Below are 23750 nucleotides of genomic sequence, written 5' to 3'. Positions count from 1 at the left end.
GATACCTGGCGGTGCCCCTCTGCGCCCCGGTCGTGTGCCTGGGGACGCGCCATGTCGCGTCCCCAGGCACACGACCCACGCGGAAGCGGGGCCGAACCGCCCCGACAACTAGACTCGCCCGTGTGACCATCCGGCTCTACGACACCGCGACCCGCGAAGTCCGCGACTTCGTCCCCCTCGAGGAGGGGAAGGCCCGCGTCTACGTGTGTGGCCTGACGGTCCAGTCCGAGCCGCACGTCGGACACGTCCGCTCCGGGGTCAACTTCGACGTCCTCCAGCGCTGGCTGCGGCACCGCGGCTACGACGTGACGTTCATCCGCAACGTCACCGACATCGACGACAAGATCCTGGCCAAGTCCGCCGCGCAGGGCCGGGCCTGGTTCAACCTCGCCTACGCGATGCAGCGCGAGCTCACCGCCGCCTACGCCGCGCTCAACGTCGAGCCGCCGACCTACGAGCCGGCGGCCACCGGCCACGTGCCCGAGATGGTCGAGCTGATCGGCGACCTGATCGAGAAGGGCCACGCCTACGCCGCCGACGACGGCAGCGGCGACGTCTACTTCGACGTGCGCTCCTGGCCGGCGTACGGCGAGCTGACCCGTCAGGGCGTCGACGACATGGAGGCGGCCGAGGACGCCGACCCCCGGGGCAAGCGCGACCCGCGCGACTTCGCGCTCTGGAAGGGCTGGAAGGCCGACTCCGAGCCGGCCACCGCCGCGTGGCCCAGCCCGTGGGGCCGCGGCCGTCCGGGCTGGCACATCGAGTGCTCCGCGATGGCGCTGAAGTACCTCGGCTCCGCCTTCGACATCCACGGCGGCGGGGTCGACCTGCGCTTCCCCCACCACGAGAACGAGCAGGCCCAGTCGCGCGCCGCCGGCCACCCGTTCGCGTCGTACTGGATGCACAACGCCTGGATCACCACTGCCGGCGAGAAGATGAGCAAGTCGCTCGGCAACTCGCTGACGATCCCCGCGGTGCTCCAGCGCTTCCGCGGCATCGAGCTGCGGTTCTACCTCGTCTCCGCGCACTACCGCAGCCACGTCGAGTTCAGCTTCGAGGCGCTCGAGGAGGCCGCGGCCGGCTTCCGCCGCATCGAGAACTTCCTGCACCGCGCCCTCGAGGTCGCCGCCGACGGCCCGGTCGACGGCACCGAGCGCGAGGCCGACTTCCTGCCCGAGCTGGAGCGCCGCTTCGACGAGGCGATGGACGACGACCTCGGCACCCCGGCAGCGATCGCGGTGGTCTTCGACGCGATCCGCCACGGCAACAAGCTGCTCGGCGAGGGCGACTCGGTGGCGCTGCGCGACGTACGCCGCCAGGTCGAGGCCTGGCTCGACGTGCTGGGCCTGCACCCCGACGACCCCGCCTGGGGCACCCGCGGCGCCGGCGACACCGACGAGCGGCTCACCCACGTGGTCGACGCCCTGGTCGGCACGCTGCTCGAGCAGCGCGCCGAGGCCCGGGCCGGCAAGGACTTCGCCACCGCCGACGCGATCCGCGACCGGCTCAAGACCGCCGGTGTCGAGATCGAGGACACTCCCGCCGGGCCGAAGTGGAGCCTGGCCTGATGGCCGGCCGCCCCCCGGTCGACCCGGCCCATCCGTGGCTCGCGCCGCGGCTCTCCCACCCGAACGGACACTGACGTGGCAGGCAACTCACAGCGCAAGGGCGCGATCCGCAAGTCCAGCAAGGGCCCCACCGCGGGCTCCGGCGGTCGGGTCAAGCGCGGGCTCGAGGGCAAGGGGCCCACCCCCAAGGCCGACGAGCGGCCCTACCACAAGGCCTACAAGGCCAAGCAGCGCGGCGAGAAGGCCGGCGCGGCCCGGCCGCGGCGCCGCACCGGCGGCGACGTCGAGTGGATCGCCGGGCGCAACTCGGTGGTCGAGGCGCTCCGCGAGGGGGTGCCGGTCACCGGCGTCTACGTCGCCGAGGGCGCCGAGCGCGACGGCCGGCTGCGCGAGGCGTTCCGGCTGGCCGCCGAGCAGGGGGTCTCGCTGCTCGAGGTCGGCCGGGGTGAGCTCGACCGGCTCACGGGCGGTGCCGTGCACCAGGGCCTGGCCGCGAAGATCCCGGCCTACGAGTACGCCCACCCCGACGACCTGCTGGCCCGGGCCGAGGAGCTCGGCGAGCCGCCGCTGGTCGTCGTCCTGGACTCGGTCACCGACCCGCGCAACCTGGGGGCGGTGGTCCGCAGCGCGGCCGCGTTCGGCGCCCACGGCGTCGTCGTCCCCGAGCGGCGCGCGGCCGGCATGACCGCCTCGGCCTGGAAGACCAGCGCCGGCGCGGCGGCCCGGATCCCCGTCGCCCAGACGGTCAACCTGACCCGCACGCTCAAGGCCTACCAGGACGCCGGCTGCATGGTCGTCGGGCTGGCCGCCGACGGCGACGCGACGCTGCCCGACCTCGACCTCGCCGACGGCCCGCTGGTCGTGGTCGTCGGCTCCGAGGGCAAGGGGCTCTCGCGGCTGGTCGCCGAGACCTGCGACCAGCTGGTCTCGATCCCGATGGCCAACAACGTCGAGTCCCTCAACGCGGGGGTCGCCGCGTCGGTGACCCTGTACGCCATCGCGCGGGCCCGCGGCTGAGCCCGAGACCCCGCCTGGTGCGGCCGATGTCGGGACGAGTGCGATGAGCGAGCAGCAGCCGAGCCGACCGGCCGAACCGACCGAGCCGACCGCGGCAGACCGGCCGCGGCGGTCGCGGGGCGGGCTGCGGCGCGGGGCGCTCCGGCTCTCGGCCGGCACGGCGTACCTGCTCGCCTGGCTGGCCTGTGCGACGGTCGCCGCGGTCGGCCTGTTCCTCGGCAGCAGCCGCACTACCACCCTGGCCAGCCACGACGTCGTGCTGCGCCCCGAGCTCTCGGACTACGTCGTGGTCCACACCGGCCCGGTGCTGCCCGACGTCCGGCTCGACTCGGGTGTCCCGTTCGGTGTCGACATCCAGCTGGGCAAGACCGACGTGCCCTCCACCGAGGCGCTGGTGGACCGCTACGCGTTCCTGGCCAGCCAGCCGGAGGGCGTCGAGGCCAAGGTGCGCGACGCGCTGGTCGACATGGCCGTCGACGCGGCGCTGCGCGGTGCCGCCCTCGGCCTGCTGCCGATCCTGATCTGGACGCTCGTCGGGAGCGAGCGGCGCCGCCAGCTGCTGCGCCGGCTGCCGACCCCGGAGGGGGTGCTGGCGCTGCTGCTGGTCGCGCTGGTGCTGGTCGGGCTGTGGCGGCCGTGGGGCTCCGACGACGACACCGTCGACGCCGGTCGTGACTGGATGCCGCTGCAGGAGTTCCTCGGCGCCGGGATCCCGGTGCCCGAGGAGGCCCGCGGGCTCGAGGTCCGCGGCGATGCCACCACGAGCGGCACCCGGCGGCTGATCGAGAGCGCGGTGAGCACCTACGAGAAGAGCAAGGGCTTCTACGCCGACGCCGCCGAGCGGGCCGCCGAGCTGCCGCTGCGCACCCCCGAGGAGGGGGAGACCACCGTCGTGCTGGTCAGCGACCGGCACGACAACGTCGGCATGGACAAGGTGGCCCGCGCGATCGGCGACCGGGCCGGCGCCACGGGCGTCTTCGACGCCGGGGACGACACCTCGACCGGCAGCACCTGGGAGGCGTTCTCACTGGACTCGGTGACCGCGGCGTTCGACGACGTCGACCGCTGGGCGGTGACCGGCAACCACGACCAGGGCGACTTCGTCGGCGACTACCTCGCCGAGCTGGGGTGGAGCGTGCTCGATGGCGACGTGGTCGACGGCCCCGGCGGGTCGACGCTGCTGGGCGTCCCGGACCCGCGTTCGAGCGGACTGGGCAACTGGCGCGACGAGACCGGGCTGAGCTTCGACGAGGTCGAGACCAGGCTCGCCGACGAGGCCTGCGCCGCGCAGGAGGACGGCGAGCGGGTCTCCACCCTGCTCGTCCACGACGCGAACCTGGGCCGCGAGTCGCTGGCCCGCGGCTGCGTCGACCTCGTGGTCGGCGGGCACCTGCACGAGCAGGTCGGCCCGACCCGCGTGGTCGGACACGGCGGCCTGGTCGGCTACAGCTACACCAACGGCACCACCGGGGGAGCGGCCTACGCGATCGCGGTCGGCTCCAAGCCCCGCCGTCCGGCCATGGTCACCGTGCTGACCTACCGCGACGGCCGCCCGGCCGGGGTGCAGGCGGTCACGCTGCGCACCACGGGTGGGTACGTCGTACAGCCCTACCAGGCGCTCGACCTCGGCTCGGGTGTGCTCGAGGTGGACACCACCGACCCGGATCCGGAGCCCGGCCTCGGCGAGGACTCCGAGCAGCCCGACAGAGACTCCGGCACCGACCCCGACCCCGACACCGGCTCGGACGGCGACACCGGCACGGAGGCACGCCCGGCCCGGTAGCCCCCGGCCGGGCGGCGCGGGCGGGGCCCGGATCGGTCTCCGGAACCGGCCGAAAGCAGTCCTGTGTCTCGCGTCACCTTTGCCGGACCGCCTCGTTGAACTGGTACCTATTCTAGTTCGGGAGGTTCCGTGCTCCGTCCTCGTCGTGCCCTTCGGTTGCCTGCGGTGGCTGGGGGGTCCCCCCTCGCCCCGGCGGCCGCGGGCCTCCTGGCGCTCTGCCTGGTCCTCGCCGGCTGCGGGTCCCAGCTCGACCCCGCCACCGTCGCCCAGACCGGCGCCGGCGGGCTCTCCGGCGGCACCGTCACCGGGGCCGAGGGGGTCGCCGCCGACGGCTCGATCCCCGGCACCACCGGCGGCACCGGCTCCACCGGAACGACAGGGAGCACCGGGACGACCGGCGGCACCGGTGGCACCACCGGCGGCGCCGGCGGCGACACCCCCGGCGGCACTGAGGGCAGCGGCGGCAACGCCGCCGACGGCGGGGTCGACGCGGGCAGCTGCGACGGGTTCAAGAACAGCACCGGCATCACCGACAAGACGATCGTGATCGGCAACGCCGCCGACATCTCCGGACCGGTGCCGGGGCTCTTCGAGTCCAGCCAGGACGCCGTCAAGGCCTACGTCGCCTACTTCAACGCCAACAGCGACATCTGCGGCCGCAAGCTCGAGCTGCGCACCTACGACAGCCGGGCCGACGCCGCCGCCGACCAGCAGAACTACACCAAGGGCTGCGACGAGACCTTCGCGATGGTCGGCTCGATGTCGGCGTTCGACTCCGGCGGCGCCGGGGTCGCCGAGGGCTGCGGACTCCCCGACATCCGCTCCGCCGCGGTCACCGCCGACCGCTACGCCTGCGACACCTGCTTCGGCGCCCAGTCCACCAAGGCCACCGAGTTCCAGAACGCCGTCGCCGACTTCGTGAAGAAGAACCACCCCTCCGCGGCCGGCAAGGGCGCGATGACCTACGTCAAGGCGGGCGCGGCCAGCGAGAACGCGGCGTACCAGTCCGACGCGCTCACCAAGCGCGGGCTGAAGATCATCTACGACGGCGGCATCGACGTCACCGAGTTCAACTACTCGCCCTACGTGCAGCAGATGAAGGACAAGGGCGTCGAGTACGTCCAGATGATCGCCTCCACCGCGCAGTTCGTGCGGCTGGCGCAGGCGATGAAGCAGCAGGGCTTCGACCCCGAGGTCTTCATGCTCGACCCCACGGCCTACAACGCCGAGTTCCTCTCCTCCGGTGGCTCCGACGTCGAGGGCACCACGGTGTTCATCAACTTCACCCCGTTCGAGGAGGCCGCCTCCAACGAGGAGGTGCAGCTCTACCTGAACTGGCTGCAGCAGGTGAAGCCCGGCGCCACCCCGACGTTCTTCGGGCTGTTCTCCTGGTCGGCGGCCCGGCTGTTCGTCCAGCAGTCCATCGCGCTGGGCGGCAAGCTGACCCGCGCGTCGCTGGTCGACTCGCTGAAGAAGGTCGACGACTGGACCGCGAACGGCATGCACGCACCCCAGCACGTCGGCGCCAAGCGCACCGGCGACTGCTGGCGGTTCCTGGAGGTCAAGGGCGGCAAGTTCGTGCCGGTCGGCGGCACCAAGTACACCTGCAGCGGCACCACCACGGTGGGCTGAGTCATGGGCTCGCTGCTCTCGTTCACGATCCTGGGGCTGTTCACCGGGGCGGCCTACGCCATCGCCGCGAGCGGCCTGGTGCTCACCTACACCACGACCCGGGTGTTCAACATCGCCCACGGCGCGTTCGGCATGGTGCTGGCGTTCACCTTCTGGGACTTCTCCCAGCGGCAGGGCCTGCCGCTGTGGCTCTCGCTGGTGCTGGTCCTCGGCGTGGTCGCGCCGGCCATCGGCTGGTTCATCCAGCGGTTCGTCACCCGCGGCCTCGGCGAGGGCCCGGTGAGCGTGTCGCTGGTGGTGACCGTCGGCCTGTTCGTCGGCCTGATCGGTCTGGCGCAGTTCGTCTGGCCGCCCGAGCCGCGCGTGGTGCCGCCGTTCATGGCCGCCAGCGGCATCCAGCTCGGCAGCACCTACGTCACCGCCCACCAGATCATCACGATCGTGCTCTCCGGCGTGGTCGCGATCGCGCTCTACGCCCTGCTCAACCGCACCCGGGTGGGCACCGCGATGCGGGCCAGCGTCGACAACCCCGAGCTGCTCAAGCTCTTCGGCGGCCGCCCCGACACCGTGGCCGCGCTGTCGTGGGCGATCGGGATCTCGCTGGCCGCCCTGGCCGGCATCCTGCTCTCACCGGTGATCGGGCTTGCCTACTACGACCTGACGCTGCTGGTGATCAACGCCTACGCCGCCGCGATGCTGGGCCGGCTCAAGAGCCTGCCGCTGACCTTCGTCGGGGCGATGGGGCTGGGCATCCTGCAGTCGTTCGCCGTGGCCTACCTGCCCAGCGACGGGTTCATGTCGGGCATCCGCGCGGTGGTGCCGGCGCTGTTCCTGTTCGTCGTGATCGTGGCGATGCCCCAGGCCCAGCTGCGGATCGGGCAGGTCAAGGGCATCGTGTCCGCGCCGCTGCCCTCCACGCCGAAGGCCCTGGGCTGGGGCGCCGGGCTGCTGCTGCTCGTGGCGCTGCTCGCCGGCGCGATGGGCGACGCCGACCTGCTGCTGGTCGGCACCGCCGCCACGTACGCGATGGTGATGCTCTCGCTGGTGCTGCTCACCGGCTACGGCGGCCACGTGTCGCTGGCGCAGTTCACCTTCGCCGGCGTCGGCGCCCTGGCCTACGCCAAGCTCGACGAGCCGAACCTCTACGGCCTGCTGCTCTCGGCGCTGATCGCCGCCGGGGTCGGCGCCCTGGTGGCGCTGCCGGTGCTGCGGCTGACCGGCCTCTACCTCGCGCTCTCCACGCTCGCGTTCGGCGTGCTCATGGACAAGATGATCTTCCAGGCCGAGTTCGCCTTCGGCTTCAACGGCACGCTGCAGGCCGAGCGGATGTCGATCCTCGGGCTGCAGGTGGCCTCGACCGCCGGCTACGTGCTGCTGATGGCCGGGTTCCTGGTCGCGATGGCGCTGGCGCTGCTGTGGATGCGCCGCGGGGTGCTGGGCCGGGTGCTGATCGCGATGCGCGACAGCCCCGCCGCCTGCGGCACCCTCGGGCTCGACATGCGCTGGTTCCGGGTCGGCCTGTTCGGCCTCTCGGCCGGCATGGCCGGGCTCGCCGGTGGCCTCTTCGCCGGGCTGCGCGGCACCATCGGCGCGGCCGACTTCCAGTTCTTCAACAGCCTCCCGCTGTTGCTGCTCGCGGTGGTCTGCGGGGTCACCTCGGTCACCGGCGCCACGCTCGGCGGCATCGGGTTGATGCTGCTGCCGGTGCTGCAGAGCTCGCGGCCCGAGCTCGCCGGCCTGGTCTTCGCGGTGCTCGGCTTCGGCGCGGTGGCGCTGGGCCGCGACCCCAACGGCCTGGCCAACCTGCTGTTCAAGCTGGGCCGTTGGCTCGACGCCGAGATCGGGCCACGGGTGCGGTCCCGGTTGCCGGTCCTGCCCGGCCGGGCCCAGCCCGCCGAGCTCCCGGCCAGCGGCTCCGTCGACGAGCCGCTCGACCTCGATCGGGCCGCCGCCCACGAGCTCTACCCCCCGGCGCCCGCCGCGACGTCCCCCGTCTCGCCGCCGCACCAGGAGGTCCCCGCCCATGCTCGGTAGGTCCAGCTCCAGGCCCGAGGGCGGCGGACGCCGGGCCTCCCGGCACGCCGCCGTCGGCGGCCGGCCGCTGCTCGAGGTCGAGGACGTCGTGGTCCAGTTCGGCGGCGTCACCGCCGTCAACGAGGCGGCGTTCAGCGTCGACGCCGGCCGGATCACCGGGCTGATCGGGCCCAACGGCGCCGGCAAGACCACCTGCTTCAACGTGATCACCGGGCTGCAGAAGCCCACCCGCGGGCGGGTCTGGCTCGACGGCCGCAACGTCACCTCGATGCCGGTGCACCGCCGGGCACACCGCGGCATCGCCCGCACCTTCCAGCGCCTGGAGGCCTTCGGCTCGCTGACCGTGCGGGAGAACGTGCGGGTCGCCTTCGACATCCACCGCGGCATCACCGGGCTGGTCCGGCCGGTCGCCGCCGACATCGACGCGCTGCTCGAGCGGGTCGGCATCGCGGCGTACGCCGCCGAGCGGGCCGACTCGATCCCCACCGGCACCGCCCGGCTGCTCGAGCTGGCCCGGGCGCTGGCCGGCGACCCGAAGCTGCTGCTGCTCGACGAGCCCTCCTCGGGCCTCGACGAGACCGAGACCGACGCGTTCGGCGACCTGTTGATCGAGCTCGCCGGCGAGGGCCGCGCGATCCTGATGGTCGAGCACGACATGGACCTGGTGATGCGGGTCTGCGACGACATCCACGTGCTCGACTTCGGATCGGTGATCGCCTCCGGCAGCCCCGCCGACATCCGCAACGACCCCGCGGTCCAGCAGGCCTACCTCGGCTATGCCGACGAGGCAGACGAGGCCGACCAGGCCGGCGAGGCGGACCGGGGGGCTGGCGCCGGGGTGGCCTACGCCGAGTCGGCGGTCGAGACGACCCGCACCGACCTCCAGCCGGTCGGTGCCGCACTGGGGGCGGCACCGGTGGGCGCCGCCGACGAGACCACCGTGCTGCCCGCCGTACCCCCCGCCCCTCGAGAGGTCAACCAATGAACCACCCCACGGACTCGCTCGGCTCCTCCGCTGCGCTCCTCCGCCTCACGACTCCGCGGGGACCCCGATGAGCATCCCGATCCTCGAGATCTGCGACCTGCACGCCGCCTACGGCCGGATCGAGGTGCTGCGCGGCGTCGACCTCAAGGTCCCCAAGGGCGCGGTGATGGCGCTGCTGGGCCCCAACGGAGCCGGCAAGTCGACGCTGGTCAAGGTGGTCTCCGGGCAGAAGAAGGCCACCTCCGGAGACATCCACCTCGGCGGCGTGCACGTGCAGAACGCCGGCTCCGAGGAGCTGGCCCGGCTCGGCCTGTGCACCGTGCCCGAGGGGCGCTCGGTCTTCCCGAACCTCACCGTCGAGGAGAACCTCACGCTGATGTCCTACGCCGGGGTCCCCACCGACGCGGTGCTCGAGACCGCCTACTCCTACTTCCCCCGGCTCGCCGAGCGGCGCAACCAGCTGGCCGGCACGATGTCGGGCGGTGAGCAGCAGATGCTCGCGATGTCGCGGGCGCTCTCCTCCGACCCGGCGCTGCTGCTGCTCGACGAGCTCTCCATGGGCCTGGCGCCGCTGATCGTCGACGAGCTCTACGACACCGTCGCCCAGATCGCCGAGAGCGGCGTCTCGATCCTGTGCATCGAGCAGTTCGCCCGCACCGCGCTGCGGGTCGCCGACTACGCCGCGGTGATGACCGGCGGCCGCATCGTCGCCACCGGCGAACCCGCCGAAGTCCTCGAAACCATGTCCGACGTCATCCTCGGAGGTGCCGCATGAGCGGCCAGCATCCCCTCGCCCGCCGCGGCCCCCGCCGGGCCGCCGCCCGGGTCGCCCTGCCGCTGCTCGCCGCAGGCCTGGTGGCCGGTGGGCTCCCGACCACCGTGGCCGGCCCCGCCGGCGCCGCGGAGGACGGCAGCGACGCGCCCGCGTTCAGCGGCTACAGCACCAGCGCTTGGGCGGCACCGGTGCACCTGCAGATCTACGAGCCGACGATCCCGATCCCCGCGACCCCGCAGCTGGAGCTGATGCTCGGCTACTCCAAGGTCGAGGCCGACTCCGGCAGCTCCCTGGGCCGCGCCAGCTGGCTGTGGCCCGGCGACCCGGTCGGCGAAGGGCTCAAGACCTTCGTCGAGCAGCTCGGGCTGCCGCCCCAGCTGGGCGAGAACGGCTACCCGATCCAGGTGAACTCCAGCTCGCCCACCGGCGAGCCGTCCCAGGCCGACGAGCCGATCCCGGGCATGGTCATGCGCACCAGCGCCAGCCCCGAGCACACCATCGCCGAGACCGGGTTCTCCCTCGACGGGCAGCTCCAGGACCCCGCCCCCGGCGGCGCCGGTTCGGGTGACAGCGGCGACGAGGACGGCGGCGACGGCGTCCCCAGCATTCCCGGGCTCCCCGAGATCCCCGGCCTCGAGGGCCTCCCCGGGTTGCCCGGCCTCGGCGGCCTGGCGGCGCTCGGCGGCGGCCAGGAGGGCCGGGAGGGCGATGGCCAGGCGACCGACCTGCTGACCCAGTTCGGGCAGGCCATCACCGGCGGCAGCACCGCGGCCGCCGGCGAGGGCGAGGACGAGGGCGAGGAGCCCGAGGAGGCGCCCGGCGGCGGGTCCGTGCCCGGGCTGCCCCCGGAGCTTGCCGGCCTGATCGACTTCGCCGGCTACGTCTCGACCACCGAGTCGAAGCTCAGCCCCGGCGAGGTCCGCACCGTCTCCCGCTCGGCGCTCGGCGAGGTGAGCCTGCTCGGCGGGCTGGTCACGCTCCAGGGCATCGCCGCCAAGGCCGTCGCCAGCAGCGACGGCGCGAAGGGCAAGCCCGCGGGGCGGGCGGTCTACGGTTCGCTGTCGATCGCCGGGCAGGAGTTCGCGATCGGCTCCGACGGCCTGGTCGCGGCCGGCTCGCCGGCGCCCATCCCCGGCCTGCCCGACGACCCCGCCGCCGCGCTGGGCCAGCTCGGCATCTCCATCTCGACGCCCGCACCCACCCTCAAGCGCGACGGTGACAAGGCCGTGAGCCGGGTCGGCGGCATCGTCGTCGACCTCGACCTGGCCGTGCTCAAGGGGCACCTCAAGGCGCTGCCCCTGCAGCAGATCCTCGACCAGATCCCCGCCGAGGCCGGCGAGCTCAAGACCCTCCTGCAGACGGTCGTCGGGCTGGCGCCGCGCGTCGTGGTCACCCTCGGCGCCGCGACCAGCACCGTCGACACCGTCCAGGGGCTCGACATGCCCGACGATGTGCCCGACAACGACCCCAACGGTGAGCCCGTGGACGACGCCGACGGCTCCGCCGCCGGTGACGGTGGCGCCGTCGGCGGCACCGGCGGGGTCGCCTCGGGCGACGTCCCGCCCGCCGACGCCGGCGCCGGCGCGGCCGGTGACGGCGCCGACGGCGACCTCACCGACGCCGCCCCGATGGGCGCCGGTCTGCCGCCGCTGTTCTCGATCCCCGGCTTCCTGCTCTTCGCCGGCATCGCCGCCGCGACCGTCGCCGGAAGCTGGCTGCGCCGGATCGGGGCGCTCGCGCTCGGTGGCGGCGCCGCCTGCCCGCACGGCCTCGACTGTGGCCTGCCCGACCTCCGCAAAGCCTGACCCCCGCCCGCCCAGGAAGGCCTGATCCAGATGACCGCGATGACCACTCCCGCCGGCGGCCCCGCCGGCACCACCCGGGCCAGCGGCAGCCGGCTGGGCGCCGGCACCGCGCTGCCTCGCGCCGGCGCCGGCCGCACCTCCAGCGGTGCCGCGCCGCTGAAGAACAACCACTACGCGCTGCTGCAGGTCGTGCTGTTCTGGGCCGGGGCGGTCCTGCTGCCGCTCGGCCTGGTCGTGATCGTGCTGGGCTGGTACGGCGCCGCCAACACGCCGTACCAGTACGACCAGCTCTCCTACCTCGTCTCCGGCGGCCTGCTCGGGCTCGGCCTGACCTTCGTCGGCGGGTTCCTCTACTTCGGCGCCTGGCTGGCCCGGATCGCCGACGACGGCCGCGAGTCGTCGAAGCGGCTGGCCGACACCCTGCTGGTGCTCGCCGACGTGACCTCGCGCTCGGCGGCCATCAACGACCAGGGCGTCGACACCGCCGCGATCCCGGTCACCGCCGGTGAGGGCACCACGATCCACCGCCGCGACTGCGCGCTGATCGCCCACCGCGACGACCTGCACCCCGTCGGCGAGAACAACGCCCACCTCACCCCCTGCCGGGTCTGCCGGCCCTGAGCCGGGGCGTCGGCAACGCGTGGGGAGGCGGCGCTCACTGCGGCTCGGTGACCGCCTCGTCGGGCCGCTTCAGCAGCACCGTGTCGATGTAGCTGCGGACGGCGTCGAGGGTGCTGACCTCGCGGCCGGCGCTCTCGGAGAGGTACCACCGGTGCACCAGCATCTCGTGGAAGATCTGCGCGGGCTCCAGCTTGCCGCGCGCCTGGGGAGGCACCATCGCCATCACCGGCTCGAACACCTCGTTCAGCCACCGGGCGGCGACCAGCTGGCGGTCCTCGCGGCCCAGGTCGTACTTGGCGGTGAACCGGGCGATGTCGTTGAGCAGGCGCCGGGCCTGCGCCTCCTCGACGTGCAGGCCGGTGAGTCCCTGCAGCTCGCGGCGGTGGTGGCCCAGCTCGACCACCTTGGGCCGGATGCGGATGCGGTCGCCGTCGAAGTCGGTCACGATGTCGAGCTCGTCGACGTCGAAGCCGAGGTCGTTGAGCCGCTCGACGCGGCGGTCGATGCGCCAGACCTCGTGGCCGGCGAACTCCTCCTCGGCCGTGAGCTCGCGCCACAGCGCGTGGTAGCGCTCGGCGAGCATGTCGACGATGTCGTGTGCCCGCACCTCCGCGGTCAGCGACTCGCTCGCCTGCAGGTCGAGCAGCTCGGCGAAGACGTTCTCGGTGGCGATCGTCAGGTCGTACTCACGCATCGAGGCCGACAGGCTGGGCTTGAGCTCCCCGGTCTCGGCGTCGACGAGGTACGCCGCGAAGTCGCCGGCGCTGCGCCGGAACAGCACGTTCGACAGCGACACGTCGCCCCAGAAGAAGTCGGCCAGGTGCAGCCGCACCAGCAGCACCACGAGCGCGTCGACCAGCGAGGGCAGGTTGTCGGCGGTCAGCCCGTGGGTGAACAGGCTGCGGTAGGGCAGTGAGAACTGCAGGTGCTCGGTGAGCAGCGCGGCGGGCAGCTCCTCGCCGGTCCGGGCGTCGACCCGGCCGGTGACCACGCCCTGGGGGCTGACCGCGGGGAGCCCGAGCCGCTGCAGGTCGCGCAGCATGCGGTACTCGCGGAACGCGATCGGCTCGACGGTCTCCTTCACGGCGTAGGTCGACCCCCGCAGCCGCACGATCCGCACGATGTGCCGGGACAGGCCGCGGGGGAGAGGGACCACGTGCTCGCTGGTCCACTCCTCGAGCGGGACCCCCCAGGGCAGGGTGAGGATCGCCGGGTCTGGCCGGTTGGCGACGATGTGGAGTGCCACCCTGCGAGGCTAGCCCCCCGCTGTGCCGCGCGGCTCCAGGAACACCGCGCCGGGTCCCCGCGGCGCGACCCGGTCGCCGGGGTTGCTGAGCGCGCAGGTCTTCAGGCTGAGGCAGCCGCACCCGATGCAGCCGTCGAGGCTGTCGCGCAGCCGCTGGAGTCGTTCGATCTGTTCGTCGAGGCGGGGTCGCCAGGCGCGGCTGAGTCGGCTCCAGTCGGCCTTGGTGGGGGTGCGCTCGTCAGGCAGCGTGGACAGGGCGCTCGCGACCTCCTCGAGCGAGAGCCCGACGCGTTGGGCGGTGCGGATGAACGCCAGCCGCCGCAGGGTCGCCTGCTCGTAGCGCCGCTGGTTGCCGGCGGTGCGGGTGGCGCGCAGCAAGCCGCGCTCCTCGTAGAAGCGGATGGCGGACGGGGCGACGCCCGATCGCTCTGCCAGCTGCCCGATCGTCAGCAGGGTCACCGTGGCATCCTGGCGGGAACCTCAGGCGAGGTTCAAGTCTGGTCACGGGTCGCGGATGCCGGTCCCGACCAGTCGCAGCAACACTAGAACGCGTTCTAGTCTGCTGCTACCGTCCGCCCATGCAGAGCAGCCAGCCCGGGGCCGAGCCCCGCGTCGTCGTCGTCACCGGTGCCGCCTCCGGCATCGGCCACGCCACCGCCCGCCAGTTCGCCGACCAGGGCGACACCGTCCTCGGCCTCGACCTCGGTGACAGCGTCCCCGACGGCGTGGAGTTCGTGCACTGCGACGTCGCCTCCCGGGCCTCCGTCGAGGCCGCGATCGCGCGGGCCGCCGAGCATGGGCGGATCGACGTGCTGGCCAACGTGGCCGGCGTGGTGCAGTTCGGCCGGGTCGAGACGATCACCGAGGCCGAGTGGGACCGCGTGCTCGCGGTCGACCTCAAGGGCCCGTTCCTGATGATCCAGGCGGCGCTCGCCCACCTGCGCGCCAGCCGCGGCTGCATCGTCAACGTCGCCTCGGTGGCCGGCCGGATCCCGCAGCCGTACGCCGCGGCGTACGGCGCCGCGAAGGGCGGGCTGGTGCAGCTCACCCGCTCGCTGGCCCTCGAGCTGGCGCCCGACGGCGTCCGGGTCAACGCGATCTGCCCCGGGGGAGTGATGACCCCGATGATCGACCAGGTCGCCGCGCGCTATCCGACCGATCTGGACCCCAAGGTGCAGGACCGGCTGCACGGGCTGCTGCCGCACGGCTTCCTCGGACCCGACGAGGTCGCGGCCGCCATCGTGTTCCTCTCCTCGCCGCAGACCCGGTCGATCACCGGCGATGTGATGGCCGTCGACGCCGGCATGTTCTGACCTGACACGTTCCGGCCTGGCGGGTCGGGGTCGTGTGCCTGAGCACGCGCAGGAGCGCGTCGTGGGGCACACGACCCGGCTGTGCCGGCAGCCCACTACGATGAGCCGCGCGCCGGTGTAGCTCAGTTGGTAGAGCGCTTCTCTTGTAAAGAAGATGTCGCGGGTTCGATTCCTGTCACCGGCTCCACGCCGCATCGCGGCCCCCGCCCGCGCGGGTGGCGCGCGGCGGTCAGTCGGCGAGCAGCTGCTCCATCTGGTCGACCTCCGCCTGCTGGCCCTCCTCGATGGCCTCGGCCAGCTCCACCACGCCCGGGAACTCGCCGTCCTCCTGGGCCGCCTGGGCCATCTCGATCGCGCCCTCGTGGTGACCGATCATCAGCTCCAGCCAGCGCTCCTCGAACGCCTCGCCCTTCAGTGACTCGAGCTCGTCGAGGTCCTCGCTGCCGACCATGCCCGGCATGTCGCCGTGCATCTGGTCCATCTCGTCGCCCGCCTCGCCCTCGTCCTCGGAGCCGTGCGCGTGCACGTGGTCGCGTCCGGTGGCGGGGATCTCCTCGCCCCACTCCTGCAGCCAGTCGCTCATCTGCTCGATCTCGGGCGCCTGGGCACTGCGGATCTGCTCGGCGAGCCCGGTCAGCTCGGGCGAGAGTCGCCGCCCGACGGTGAGGTCGACCAGGGTGAGGGCCTGGGCGTGGTGCGGGATCATGTCGGTCGCGAACGCGACGTCGGCGTCATTCCACGCCCGGCCGTCGTCGGCCGGTGCGGCCTCGTCGTCGCCGCAGGCGGAGACCGACGCAGCCAGGGCCGCGGCGACCACCGTGGCCGCGAGTCGTTGGGAGAGTCGAGGGAGCATGTCGGCCACCGTAGCCAGTGGCCCGAGGTCGGCGAGGGGTCGATCGTTCCGCGACACGCCGCGAAACGGCGGGAATCTGTGACCCCTCGGCGTCAACGCAGGCGACGGGCGGTGAACCTCGTCGGCGGGTCGGCGATCGCGTCCTGGGCGGCGACCAGCCGGATCTCGCGGGTGCCGGCCGCCAGCGTCTGCTCCAGCACCGCGAACACCGTGCCGGTGGTGCGCTCCAGTGCCGCCGCCGGCGAGCCCGTGCTGCGCAGGTGGGCCAGGTAGAGCGCCGCCGTCACGTCGCCGCAGCCGTTCGGGGCGATCGGCAGCAACGGCGTGGTCACCGCCCACGCGCCCTCGTCGGAGACCGCCACCATCTCCAGGGTCTCGGCGGGGATGTCGTCGTGCAGCACGCTGGTCACCAGGACGTCGCGCGGCCCACGCTCGCGCACCACGTCGACCGCCTCCAGCACCTCGGCCATCGTCGAGGTCGTGCGGCCGGACAAGAAGTCGAGCTCGAACTGGTTCGGCGTGATGATGTCGGCCTGCGGCACCACCGTGTCGCGGAGGAACTCCGGGATGCCCGGCCGCACGAACATGCCGCGCCCCACGTCGCCCATCACCGGGTCGCAGCAGTAGACCGCGTCCGGGTTCTGCTCCTTGACCCGCGCCACCGCGTCCAGGATCACCCCGCCCACCGCCGGGTCGCCCTGGTAGCCCGACAGTACCGCGTCGGCCTCCCCGAGCACGCCCCGGTCACCGATGCCCGCGATCACCTCCGCCACGTCGGTCGGGTCGAGCAGCGGCCCGCGCCACGCGCCGTACCCGGTGTGGTTGGAGAAGTGCACCGTCAGCACCGGCCACACCTCGTGGCCCAGCCGCTGCAGCGGGAACACCGCCGCCGAGTTGCCGACATGGCCGTAGGCCACCGAGGACTGGATCGACAGGATCTTCACGGGCCGCAGACTACGGCCCCGCTCCGCGGCCCGGCTTCGCCGGGAACGGCTCGGAGCCCGCTTCGCTCGCCGCCATGGTGCGGGCCACAGGTTGGCGCCGAGGCGTCAGAGATTCCCGCCGTTCCGCGGCGTGTCGGGGAACGGGTGACGTCTCGAGAGGCCGCGGCCATCGTCGCCGGAACGGGCGAGTTCCGCTCCGTGGTGCCCCTTCCCGGCAGAACTAGAACGCGTTACAGTGTGCCGGCGGACACATTCCGAGGGTATGTGAAACCGCCTGTCCCACCTGTCGCCGCGGCGGCACCACACGAGCAGGAGCGGGCCCATGGCCAAGAAGCAGCCGTTGAACGAAGCCGAGTACGTCGTCGTCGGGTCCGGCAGCTCCGGCGCCGCCCTGGCCGGCCGGCTGGCGCTGGCCGGCAAGAGCGTGATCCTGCTCGAGGCGGGCAAGCACGACAACCGGTTCCTCACCAAGAAGCCCGGCATGATCGGCCCGATGCACGCCGAGCCCAAGATCAAGCGGATGGTCGACTGGGGCTACTACTCGGTGCCGCAGAAGCACATCCTCAACCGCCGGATGCCGGTGCCCCGCGGCAAGGTCCTCGGCGGCTCCAGCTCGATCAACGGCATGGTCTACGTGCGGGGCAACCGCGCCAACTACGACTCCTGGGCCGCCGAGGGCAACGTCGGCTGGGACGCCGACAGCGTCAACGCGGCGTACAAGCGGATGGAGGACTTCGAGGACGGCGCCAACGACTTCCGCGGCGCGGGCGGGCCGATCAAGATCACCCGCAACAAGACCCCGCAGGAGGGCACCCTCCACTTCATCCAGGCCACCGCCGACACCCTCGGCGTGAAGATCCTCGACGACTACAACGCGGAGTCGCAGGAGGGCATCGCCCGGATGCAGCAGAACGCCGCCGACGGGCTGCGCTACTCCGCCTCCCGCGGCTACATCCACCACCAGCACGTGCCCACGCTCGACGTGCAGACCCGGGTGCTCGCCCGGCGCGTCGTGATCGAGAACGGACGCGCCGTCGGCGTCGAGGTGCAGGACAAGGACGGCCGGGTCCGCGTGGTGCGCGCCTCGCAGGAGGTCGTCCTCTCGGCCGGGTTCGTCGGCTCCCCGCAGCTGCTGATGCTCTCCGGCGTCGGCCACGGCGACCACCTGCGTCAGCTGGGCCTGCCCGTGGTCGCCGACCTGCCGGTCGGCGACAACCTGCACGACCACCTCTTCCACGCGCTCACCTTCCACGCCACCTCCTCGACCATGAAGGGCAACGCGTCGTTCTTCGCCAAGGGGCTGGTCAAGGAGGTGTTGCGCGGTGACTCGTTCCTGGCCAACTCGGTCTTCGAGTCGGTCGGCTTCGTGCGCACCTCGCAGGCCACCGACGTGCCCGACCTGCAGCTGCACCTGCTGCCCTGGGCCTACGTCTCGCCCAACCAGGACGAGCCGATCCGGCACGACGTCGACCTGCGCCCCTCGATCACGCTGATGTCGACGCTGATCTACCCCAAGTCCCGCGGCACCCTGCGGCTGGCCTCCTCCGACCCCACCCAGGCCCCGCTGATCGACTTCAACTTCCTCGCCGAGCCCGCCGACCTCGAGGTGCTCGCGGAGGGCTCGGAGATGATCCGCGAGATCATGAACAGCGCCGCGATGGGCGGCCACGTCAAGGAGGAGATCCACCCCGGGGTGCACCTGCAGGGCAAGGAGCTGCGGCAGGCGATCCTCAACCGGGCCACCTCGGTCTACCACGGCGTCGGCACCTGCCGGATGGGCGTCGACGAGCGCGCGGTCGTCGACCCCGAGCTCAAGGTCCGCGGCGTCGAGGGCCTGCGCGTCGCGGACGCCTCGATCATGCCGTCGATCACCGGCGGCAACACCAACGCGCCGGCGATCATGATCGGCGAGAAGGCAGCGGAGCTGATCCTGCGATGACCACCACCGCCCCCGACGTCACCAACGCCCGAGCCGGCAGCAGCGGTACGCCGGCCCCGACGGCCGCGCGCCCGGTCCGGCCGGCGACGCTCACCGACGACTTCCTGCGCGGCCTGGTCGCCCGGGTGCCGGGCGGGCTCGGCCACACCTGGCCGCTGACCGAGGTCTACACCGGCGAGACCCTCGTCGAGCTGCCGCAGTCCAGCCCCGCCGACATCGAGCGGGCCTTCGCCACCGCCCGGGCCGCCCAGGCCGAGTGGGCCCAGTGGCCGCTGCGCAAGCGGCTGAAGGTCTTCCGCAAGGCCCACTCGCTGATCGTCGACAACCAGCCGGTGATCGCCGACCTGATCCAGGCCGAGTCCGGCAAGAACCGGCGGATGGCGGTCGAGGAGTCCTGCGACCCGCCGATGATCATCAGCCACTACCTGCGCCGGGCGCCGAAGCTGCTCGCTCCGGTCACCCGGGGCGGCCCGATCCCGGTGCTGTCCACCTCCACCGAGATCCGCCAGCCCAAGGGCGTGGTCGGCATCATCGCGCCCTGGAACTTCCCGTTCGCCACCGGCCTCTCCGACGCGATCCCCGCGCTGATGGCCGGCAACGCGGTGGTGGTCAAGCCCGACAACAAGACCGCGCTGTCCCCGCTCTACGGGATCTCGCTGCTCGAGCAGGCCGGACTGCCCAAGGGGTTGTTCCAGGTGGTCTGCGGCGAGGGCCCCGACGTGGGCCCCACCCTGATCGACAACGCCAACTACGTCATGTTCACCGGCTCCACGGCGACGGGCCGGGTGATCGGCGAGCGGGCCGGCCGCAACCTGATCGGCTGCTGCCTCGAGCTCGGCGGCAAGAACCCGCTCGTGGTGCTGCCCGACGCCGACCTCGACGAGGTGGTGCAGGGCGCCCTGTTCGGGGTGTTCGGCAATACCGGCCAGATCTGCATGCACATCGAGCGCATCTACGTGCCCGAGACGCGCTACGACGAGTTCAAGGCCAAGTTCGTCCGCGCGGCCGAGGCGCTGCGGCTCGGCGCGTCGTACGACTTCGGGCCCGAGCTGGGCTCGCTGGTCGCCGTCGACCACATGCGGCGGGTGCAGTCGCACGTCGAGGACGCCGTCGCCAAGGGCGCCACCGTGCTGACCGGCGGCCGGCCGCGCCCCGACATCGGGCCGGCGTTCTTCGAGCCGACCGTGCTGGAGGGGGTGACCCCCGACATGCTCGCCGGGTCGTGCGAGACCTTCGGGCCGGTGGTGGCGCTGCACCGCTACCGCACCGTCGACGAGGCGGTCGCGCTGGCCAACGACACCGACTACGGCCTCAACGCCTCGGTGTGGGGCACCGACCTCGACGAGGCGGTCAAGGTCGCCAAGCGGATCCACTCCGGCAACGTGAACGTCAACGACTCGCTCGCCACCGCCTACGCCTCGAAGGGCACCCCGTCCGGCGGGGTGAAGCAGTCCGGCGTCGGCGCCCGGCACGGCGACCAGGGGCTGCTGAAGTACACCGACGTGCAGAACCTCGCGGTGCTCAAGAAGCAGGTCATGGGTGCCCGTCCGGGCCAGGACTACGACGAGTACGTCAAGCAGATGCAGACGTCGCTGAAGCTGATGCGGCGGCTGCGCGTGCGGTAGGTCGCCGCTACGCGGGGCTTTCCGCTGCGCGGGGCGTCGTGGTGCTGGTGAGCCCTGGGGTGGTGGTGGGTGGGGCGGGTCGGCTGCGCCGGAGGGGCCCGCTCGGCCAAACCACCCGCTCCGCTCGTTCCTCACGGAGCGGGGGCCAGGCCCATCCACGGCCTCGGGGCCCCTCCGGCTCCGCCGCCCCACCCCGCGCCCGGCGCCGGGCTCACCGAACCCGGGTGGAGGGGTTTCGCGGCTGCGCCGCGATGTCTCGGGGGTGGCCTGTCTTCGGGGTTGGTGGCGCTTCGCTGACCTGCCAGTCGTGGTCGATGTTCACCCGCTGAACCGTCACTCGTGGTCGATGCTGCCCCGCTGACCTGTCACTCGTGGTCGGTGTGGCTGTCCGCTGCGCGGGGCTTCGGGGTGTTAGTGAGCCCTGCGGTGGTTGTGGGTGGGGTGGGTCGGCTGCGCCGGAGGGGCCCGCTCGGCCAAACCGCCCGCTCCGCTCGTTCCTCACGGGGCGGGGGCCAGGCCCATCCACGGCCTCGGGGCCCCTCCGGCTCCGCCGCCCCTCCCCGCGCCCGGCGCCGGGCTCACCGACCCCGGGTGTGAGGGGGTTTCGCGGCTGCGCCGCGATGTCTCGGGCTGCCTGTCTGCGGGGTTGGTGACCCTTCGCTGACCTGCCACTCGTGGTCGATGTCCACCCGCTGACCTGTCACTCGTGGTGGGTGAGGGGGTGTTGACCTGTCGCTCGTGGTGGGGTGGTCACCGCTCCGTGGCCAGGGTCTGGATCAGGTGCCGGGGGCGTGCTGTGACGTCAGGCGACCTGGAGGCTGCGCTTGGAGAGCCCCATCCAGAAGCCGTCGATGACCTGTCGCCCCGGGGTCCCGGGGTCGGTGGCGGCGCCGAGGGTGACGAACAGCGGCGTGTAGTGCTCGACGGTGGGGTGGGCGTAGGGCATGCCCGGCGCGGTGTCGCGGTAGCGGGCCAGCTCGTCGACGTCGCCACGGGCCAGGGCCTCGCCGGCCCAGGCGTCGAAGTCGCTGGACCAGCCGGGGGCGGCCGCCTCGATGCGGAACTCGCGCAGGAACGGCAGACCGTGGGTGAGGAAGCCCGAGCCGATGATCAGCACGCCCTCGGCGCGCAGCGGGCGCAGCCGCTCGCCGAGCCGCATCAGTCGCTCGGGGTCATGGGTCGGCAGAGACATCTGGAGGACCGGGACGTCGGCCTGGGGGTACATGATCTTCAGCGGCACCCAGGCGCCGTGGTCGAGGCCCCGGCTGGTGTGCTGGTGAACCGGCTCGGTGCTCGGCATCAGCGCGGCGACCTTGCGGGCGAGCTCGGTGGCGTCCGGAGTCTGGTAGGTCATCCGGTAGTACCTCTGGTCGAAGCCGCCGAAGTCGTAGACCAGCGGGGCGCCGCTCGCGGTGAGGCTGACCGGGGCCGACTCCCAGTGGGCGCTGACGATCAGGATCGCGGTGGGGCGCGGCAGCTCGGCCGCGAGGCCGGCCAGCTGGCCCGACCAGATGGGGTCGTCGAGCAGCGGGGGCGCGCCGTGGCCGAGATAGAGCGCGGGCATCCGACCGGGCTCCGGGCTGGACGCGGCCGGGACGGGGTGCACGAGGGGCGGGGTCATGCTCACTCCAACTAGTTGATGATTCAACTTTATTCCGGAGGGAGCGACCAGTCCAGTCCTGCGGCACCCTGCTCCTCGAGCAGCCGGTCGACCCGACTGAACGGGCGCGAGCCGAAGAACCCCCGGCTCGCCGACAACGGAGAGGGGTGCGGCGACTCCACCCACGGCACCTGCGGCGCCAGCAGCGGCTTGAGGCCCTGGGCGTCGCGGCCCCAGAGGATCGCCGCCAGCGGACCCCCTCGGCGTACCAGTGCCAGGATCGCGCACTCGGTGACCTCCTCCCACCCCCGGCCGCGGTGGGAGGCTGCCTCGCCGGGCCGGACGGTGAGCACCCGGTTGAGCAGCATCACGCCACGGTCGGCCCAGGCGGTGAGGTCGCCGTGGGCCGGCGGCTCGACGCCGAGATCCGCACGCAGCTCGGTGTAGATGTTGGCCAGGCTCCGCGGCACCGGCCGCACGTGCGCGTCGACGGCGAAGCTGAGCCCGATCGGGTGGCCCGGTGTGGGGTAGGGGTCCTGGCCGACCACGAGCACCCGCACGTCGGCGAGCGGCCGCTCGAAGGCGCGGAAGATCCGCTCCCCGTGTGGCAGGTAGCGGCGCCCCGCGGCCAGCTCGTCGCGCAGGAACCGGCCCATCGCCTCGATCCGGCCGTCGACCGGGGCCAGGGCCGCCGCCCAGTCGGGGGCCATCAGGCCCTGGTCGACGAGTCTCGCGAGTGCGCTCACGGAGGCTGAGCCTAGTGATGTCGGCGGGGCGGTCAGGGGAGCAGCCGGGCGACCAGCTGGTCGACGACCCTGTCGGTGGTGGTGTCGGGGTCGATGGGAGCGGTCAGTCGATCGAGCACCAGCCCGTCGAGGGCGTAGTGGAACAGCGCGATCTCCGCCGCCCCGCCCGGCAGGCCGGCCGACTCGTTGAACTCCACATCGGCCCGGAACCCCGCCCGCTGCTGCTCGGCGAGGATCGCGGCCACCTCCGGTCGGCGGGCCGCCTCGAGGCGCAGCTCGAAGAGGGCGAGCGTGACCTCGCGCTCGGTGGTGAGGCGCCGGACGATGTCGCGGACGTAGTCGGCGAAGAGGTCGCGGTCGGGGGCGCGACCCGCGAGCCGCTCCAGGTCGGCGGGGTCGGGCGCGAGTCGCTCGTAGATGCGTCGGGTGAGGCCTTCGAGGAGCGCGGCGCGGGAGCGGAAGTAGTTCGAGCAGGTGCCCGGCGGGACGCCGGCGGTGCTGTCGACGGCGCGGTGGGTCAGTCCGCGCGAGCCCTCGCGGGCGAGCACCGTCAGGCCGGCGTCGGCGAGCGCTCGTCGACGCTCCTCGTTGCGGGCCATGCGACCACCCTAGCGGAACCACTACGGATGTTGTACGTTCAGTTAGACCACTACGGATGTTGTGAATGAAGGAGGACTCATGCGCGAGCTGACCTACCTGGTGGCGGTCTCCCTGGACGGTCGGATCGCCGGTCCCGACGGAGACTTCTCCGCGTTCCCCGTGGAGGGCGACCACATGGAGTGGCTCTTCCGCGACTGGCGCGACACGCTGCCGGCCGTCGCACTCGAGGCGATGGGCCTGGAGGCCGATCATGCCCGCATCGACTGTGTGCTGATGGGCTGGAACACCTACGCAGCGGGGTTCTCCCAAGGCGTCCGCGACCCCTACCCCCAGCACGAGCAGGTGGTGTTCTCCCGGCGTCGCGGTCCAGCGGACGTGCCCGACGGGATCCGGGTGGTCGGCTCCGACCCGGTCGCCGAGGTGCGCCGGCTCAAGCAGACCGACGGCGTCGGCATCTGGCTGTGCGGCGGCGGTCAGCTCGCCGGGGTGCTCGCCGACGAGGTGGACCGGCTGGTGCTCAAGGTGAACCCGTTCGTGCTCGGCGACGGGCCGGCGCTGTTCGACACGGCGTACGCAGCGCGCTCGTTCGCGCTGACCGGCAGCACGGCGTACGGCTCAGGGGTGGTGGTCAACGAGTACCGGCGGGCCTGAACGGCGACCCCGG

Annotated in this window: 20 protein-coding genes and 1 tRNA gene; 14 read left to right on the top strand and 7 right to left on the bottom strand. The window is 72.8% G+C overall.

The window, feature by feature from the left end; all coding sequences use genetic code 11:
- Positions 1 to 122: 122 nt before the first annotated feature.
- From cysS to D6B71_RS18625, 9 genes are all read left to right on the top strand, one after another.
- Positions 123 to 1568 (top strand): cysteine--tRNA ligase, encoded by a 1446-nt coding sequence (cysS, locus tag D6B71_RS18665; protein WP_121257896.1) that lies wholly within the window; start codon positions 123 to 125, stop codon positions 1566 to 1568.
- 75 nt (positions 1569 to 1643) lie between these two features.
- Positions 1644 to 2585 (top strand): 23S rRNA (guanosine(2251)-2'-O)-methyltransferase RlmB, encoded by a 942-nt coding sequence (gene rlmB / locus D6B71_RS18660; protein WP_121257894.1) that lies wholly within the window; start codon positions 1644 to 1646, stop codon positions 2583 to 2585.
- A 43-nt stretch (positions 2586 to 2628) separates the two neighbouring features.
- Positions 2629 to 4368 (top strand): metallophosphoesterase family protein, encoded by a 1740-nt coding sequence (locus D6B71_RS18655; protein ID WP_206051849.1) that lies wholly within the window; start codon positions 2629 to 2631, stop codon positions 4366 to 4368.
- 165 nt (positions 4369 to 4533) lie between these two features.
- Positions 4534 to 6000 carry an ABC transporter substrate-binding protein gene (locus tag D6B71_RS18650; protein WP_121257892.1) on the top strand — a complete coding sequence of 489 codons (1467 nt, stop codon included), beginning with the start codon at positions 4534 to 4536 and terminating at the stop codon, positions 5998 to 6000.
- Between the two features lie 3 nt (positions 6001 to 6003).
- Positions 6004 to 8034, top strand: coding sequence for an ABC transporter permease (locus tag D6B71_RS18645; protein ID WP_121257890.1), 2031 nt, complete (start codon positions 6004 to 6006; stop codon positions 8032 to 8034).
- Positions 8024 to 9019, top strand: coding sequence for an ABC transporter ATP-binding protein (locus D6B71_RS18640; protein WP_121257888.1), 996 nt, complete (start codon positions 8024 to 8026; stop codon positions 9017 to 9019). The genes D6B71_RS18645 and D6B71_RS18640 overlap by 11 nt, the downstream gene beginning before the upstream one ends.
- Before the next feature lie 67 nt (positions 9020 to 9086).
- Entirely contained in the window at positions 9087 to 9794 is a 708-nt protein-coding gene (locus D6B71_RS18635) for an ABC transporter ATP-binding protein (protein WP_121257886.1), read from the top strand.
- A complete protein-coding gene (locus D6B71_RS18630; RefSeq protein ID WP_121257884.1) occupies positions 9791 to 11599 on the top strand; it encodes a choice-of-anchor P family protein in 1809 nt (602 codons plus the stop codon). Before D6B71_RS18635 ends, D6B71_RS18630 begins: the two co-directional genes overlap by 4 nt.
- A 39-nt stretch (positions 11600 to 11638) precedes the next feature.
- A complete protein-coding gene (locus D6B71_RS18625; RefSeq protein WP_126688320.1) occupies positions 11639 to 12220 on the top strand; it encodes a hypothetical protein in 582 nt (193 codons plus the stop codon).
- Positions 12221 to 12254: 34 nt separating this feature from the next.
- On the opposite strand, the gene D6B71_RS18620 is transcribed toward D6B71_RS18625, so the two are convergent.
- Together D6B71_RS18620 and soxR are read right to left on the bottom strand one after the other, a co-directional pair.
- Positions 12255 to 13466 carry a DUF4032 domain-containing protein gene (locus D6B71_RS18620; RefSeq protein ID WP_121257881.1) on the bottom strand — a complete coding sequence of 404 codons (1212 nt, stop codon included), beginning with the start codon at positions 13464 to 13466 and terminating at the stop codon, positions 12255 to 12257.
- Positions 13467 to 13475: 9 nt separating this feature from the next.
- Complete coding sequence (soxR, locus tag D6B71_RS18615) at positions 13476 to 13925, bottom strand: redox-sensitive transcriptional activator SoxR (protein WP_121257879.1); 450 nt, start codon at positions 13923 to 13925, stop codon at positions 13476 to 13478.
- Positions 13926 to 14044: 119 nt separating this feature from the next.
- Between soxR and D6B71_RS18610 the strand changes: the two genes are divergently transcribed.
- Both D6B71_RS18610 and D6B71_RS18605 read left to right on the top strand, forming a co-directional pair.
- A complete protein-coding gene (locus D6B71_RS18610; RefSeq protein ID WP_121257877.1) occupies positions 14045 to 14779 on the top strand; it encodes an SDR family NAD(P)-dependent oxidoreductase in 735 nt (244 codons plus the stop codon).
- 111 nt (positions 14780 to 14890) lie between these two features.
- Positions 14891 to 14966, top strand: a tRNA-Thr gene (locus tag D6B71_RS18605).
- Between the two features lie 42 nt (positions 14967 to 15008).
- Here the strand turns inward: D6B71_RS18605 and D6B71_RS18600 are convergent.
- Together D6B71_RS18600 and pdxY are read right to left on the bottom strand one after the other, a co-directional pair.
- The gene (locus tag D6B71_RS18600; RefSeq protein WP_126688319.1) at positions 15009 to 15632 is read right to left on the bottom strand and encodes a DUF305 domain-containing protein; all 624 of its coding nucleotides are present in this window, start codon (positions 15630 to 15632) and stop codon (positions 15009 to 15011) included.
- 92 nt (positions 15633 to 15724) lie between these two features.
- Positions 15725 to 16576 carry a pyridoxal kinase PdxY gene (pdxY, locus tag D6B71_RS18595; RefSeq protein ID WP_121257873.1) on the bottom strand — a complete coding sequence of 284 codons (852 nt, stop codon included), beginning with the start codon at positions 16574 to 16576 and terminating at the stop codon, positions 15725 to 15727.
- A 322-nt stretch (positions 16577 to 16898) separates the two neighbouring features.
- On the opposite strand from pdxY, the gene D6B71_RS18590 reads away from it, so the two are divergent.
- Entirely contained in the window at positions 16899 to 18515 is a 1617-nt protein-coding gene (locus tag D6B71_RS18590) for a GMC family oxidoreductase (RefSeq protein WP_121257871.1), read from the top strand.
- Positions 18512 to 20140 carry a succinic semialdehyde dehydrogenase gene (locus D6B71_RS18585; protein ID WP_121257869.1) on the top strand — a complete coding sequence of 543 codons (1629 nt, stop codon included), beginning with the start codon at positions 18512 to 18514 and terminating at the stop codon, positions 20138 to 20140. The genes D6B71_RS18590 and D6B71_RS18585 overlap by 4 nt, the downstream gene beginning before the upstream one ends.
- A gap of 802 nt (positions 20141 to 20942) precedes the next feature.
- Here the strand turns inward: D6B71_RS18585 and D6B71_RS18580 are convergent.
- The 3 genes from D6B71_RS18580 to D6B71_RS18570 all read right to left on the bottom strand — a co-directional run bounded on the left by D6B71_RS18580 (position 20943) and on the right by D6B71_RS18570 (position 23085).
- Complete coding sequence (locus D6B71_RS18580; RefSeq protein ID WP_240641550.1) at positions 20943 to 21761, bottom strand: dioxygenase family protein; 819 nt, start codon at positions 21759 to 21761, stop codon at positions 20943 to 20945.
- 29 nt (positions 21762 to 21790) lie between these two features.
- Positions 21791 to 22450 (bottom strand): uracil-DNA glycosylase, encoded by a 660-nt coding sequence (locus D6B71_RS18575; protein ID WP_121257867.1) that lies wholly within the window; start codon positions 22448 to 22450, stop codon positions 21791 to 21793.
- A 68-nt stretch (positions 22451 to 22518) separates the two neighbouring features.
- Positions 22519 to 23085 (bottom strand): TetR/AcrR family transcriptional regulator, encoded by a 567-nt coding sequence (locus D6B71_RS18570; RefSeq protein WP_121257865.1) that lies wholly within the window; start codon positions 23083 to 23085, stop codon positions 22519 to 22521.
- A gap of 79 nt (positions 23086 to 23164) precedes the next feature.
- Here D6B71_RS18570 and D6B71_RS18565 point away from each other — a divergent pair, with 79 nt between their 5' ends.
- Positions 23165 to 23737 carry a dihydrofolate reductase family protein gene (locus tag D6B71_RS18565; protein ID WP_121257863.1) on the top strand — a complete coding sequence of 191 codons (573 nt, stop codon included), beginning with the start codon at positions 23165 to 23167 and terminating at the stop codon, positions 23735 to 23737.
- Positions 23738 to 23750 lie beyond the last annotated feature (13 nt).

The organism is Nocardioides ferulae, assembly GCF_003660455.1.
Classification (GTDB): domain Bacteria; phylum Actinomycetota; class Actinomycetes; order Propionibacteriales; family Nocardioidaceae; genus Nocardioides; species Nocardioides ferulae.
Note: the sequence above shows the minus strand (reverse complement) of the source record. Positions and strands in the feature narration are given on the sequence as shown.

Coding starts and splice junctions, on each gene's coding strand:
- D6B71_RS18655 (WP_206051849.1), top strand. CDS start 2,629: ATGAGCGAGCAGCAGCCGAGCCGACCGGCCGAACCGACCGAGCCGACC.
- D6B71_RS18645 (WP_121257890.1), top strand. CDS start 6,004: ATGGGCTCGCTGCTCTCGTTCACGATCCTGGGGCTGTTCACCGGGGCG.
- D6B71_RS18640 (WP_121257888.1), top strand. CDS start 8,024: ATGCTCGGTAGGTCCAGCTCCAGGCCCGAGGGCGGCGGACGCCGGGCC.
- D6B71_RS18635 (WP_121257886.1), top strand. CDS start 9,087: ATGAGCATCCCGATCCTCGAGATCTGCGACCTGCACGCCGCCTACGGC.
- D6B71_RS18630 (WP_121257884.1), top strand. CDS start 9,791: ATGAGCGGCCAGCATCCCCTCGCCCGCCGCGGCCCCCGCCGGGCCGCC.
- D6B71_RS18625 (WP_126688320.1), top strand. CDS start 11,639: ATGACCACTCCCGCCGGCGGCCCCGCCGGCACCACCCGGGCCAGCGGC.
- D6B71_RS18610 (WP_121257877.1), top strand. CDS start 14,045: ATGCAGAGCAGCCAGCCCGGGGCCGAGCCCCGCGTCGTCGTCGTCACC.
- D6B71_RS18600 (WP_126688319.1), bottom strand. CDS start 15,632: ATGCTCCCTCGACTCTCCCAACGACTCGCGGCCACGGTGGTCGCCGCG.
- D6B71_RS18590 (WP_121257871.1), top strand. CDS start 16,899: ATGGCCAAGAAGCAGCCGTTGAACGAAGCCGAGTACGTCGTCGTCGGG.
- D6B71_RS18585 (WP_121257869.1), top strand. CDS start 18,512: ATGACCACCACCGCCCCCGACGTCACCAACGCCCGAGCCGGCAGCAGC.
- D6B71_RS18580 (WP_240641550.1), bottom strand. CDS start 21,761: ATGACCCCGCCCCTCGTGCACCCCGTCCCGGCCGCGTCCAGCCCGGAG.
- D6B71_RS18575 (WP_121257867.1), bottom strand. CDS start 22,450: ATGGCCCCCGACTGGGCGGCGGCCCTGGCCCCGGTCGACGGCCGGATC.
- D6B71_RS18570 (WP_121257865.1), bottom strand. CDS start 23,085: ATGGCCCGCAACGAGGAGCGTCGACGAGCGCTCGCCGACGCCGGCCTG.
- D6B71_RS18565 (WP_121257863.1), top strand. CDS start 23,165: ATGCGCGAGCTGACCTACCTGGTGGCGGTCTCCCTGGACGGTCGGATC.